2 protein-coding genes and 1 pseudogene are annotated in these 1,376 nt (G+C 33.8%); 2 read left to right on the top strand and 1 reads right to left on the bottom strand.

What is annotated here, in order from left to right:
* Positions 1-494: 494 nt before the first annotated feature.
* A complete protein-coding gene (locus DMC01_RS12460) occupies positions 495-839 on the bottom strand; it encodes a tetratricopeptide repeat protein (RefSeq protein ID WP_282432322.1) in 345 nt (114 codons plus the stop codon).
* Positions 840-1,049: 210 nt separating this feature from the next.
* Between DMC01_RS12460 and DMC01_RS16945 the strand changes: the two genes are divergently transcribed.
* On the top strand, positions 1,050-1,268 hold the full coding sequence (locus DMC01_RS16945) for an RING finger protein (protein WP_142694501.1): 219 nt from the start codon (positions 1,050-1,052) through the stop codon (positions 1,266-1,268).
* 3 nt (positions 1,269-1,271) lie between these two features.
* Positions 1,272-1,376, top strand: a pseudogene (locus DMC01_RS16940) (IS1595 family transposase); the annotation flags it as partial.

Raw genomic sequence — 1,376 nt, 5'->3', positions numbered from 1 at the left:
CAAAGTTGCAAGACGAAACGAAGCAAAAAAATACTTCAAAATTTCCCTAAATTTCTTTTGAGACAATTCGGGAACGGACTATATACTTGTTTTTCATCGTTGTAATCATAACTTGAAGCTCTTTTATTAGAGCTTAAGTTAAATTGAGCCAAATATTTATGTTTAAATGAGCTTTTTAAGGGCTTTAAAAGTGTTGATCTGAGAAAAAGATCAGCCTTGTAATTTTAAAAGAATTCAAGCATTTTTGCAAGAAAATATTGCAAGTTTTAAGGATAAATTATAAAAATTCAAGCCTTGAATTTTTTAAGTATCTTAAACACAAAAGGCTTAATATGGGCAATTTTTTTTACGCACTTAAAACTAAAATAAGATCAAGTTTAAAAATGAAAAATTGACTTGAATTTAAAAGCATTAATGCTTGAATTTTCACTTATCTTGTTTGTTAGTTTGACAAAAAAAGTAAGTTATGAGCTTTTGTGGTTTTTAGGTGCTTTTTAATCCTCATCATCTTTTTTCAACCAATCTCTTTTATAATTATCGCAGCCTTTTTGTGAGCCAAAATCACACCCCTTGCCAAAATACTCTTTTGCTGTGGATAAATTCTGTGCTACTCCGTCTCCATAAACATACAAAAGACCTAAGTTATTGCAAGCAGGACCGCTATTTAAAGCGCACCCTTTTTCATAATACTTCTTGGCTATAAAATCATCCTTTCTAAGACCTTGCCCATCGGCATACATCTCTCCTAAATTAGAACAAGATGATCCTACATTAAGTTCATCGCAAGATTTTTTGTAATAAGGAACTGCTTCAAAATATCGTTCAAGTCTATTAAGTATAACCCCTACATCATAGCAATTATTTTCATCGCATTTTTGGAGGCTAGGAAAAACCCAACCGTATTTTTCAACTAAGCGTTCGCAATCATATTTATAGCCTTTATCAGTGCAATCATTTAATAGTTTAACAAACTCTGGAGGAAGAGGTGTTGGTTGAATTTGAGTTGAAGTTGGCGTTGAACACGCAAAAAAAGCAAAAACTAAAGGCGATTGATACTTTTAGCTGATATAATTACGGCTGAAAGGTTGGTAAAATCGATGTTAAACAAGTATATATTTTTGCCCTACATTTCAGAGCGAAAATTTAGGCAGATTTTAGAGTGTTTTTGTGCTGACATTTGTGTGAGCAAAATCGCTGTTTTGCGTAAGGTTTCTCGCCCTTGCGTGAATAGGATAGTGCAGCAAGCTTTTGATAGCCAAAGAGTGTGAAAAAATCTCAGCGGTGAAATCGAAGAGGGTGAGAGTTATTTTGGAGCTAAAAGAGTTCGTGGAAAGCGTGGGCGTGGGGCTGGCAAGAAAACGTCTGTATTTGGAATG

The organism is Campylobacter troglodytis (genome assembly GCF_006864425.1).
In the GTDB taxonomy this organism is placed as follows: domain Bacteria; phylum Campylobacterota; class Campylobacteria; order Campylobacterales; family Campylobacteraceae; genus Campylobacter_D; species Campylobacter_D troglodytis.
Note: the sequence above shows the minus strand (reverse complement) of the source record. Positions and strands in the feature narration are given on the sequence as shown.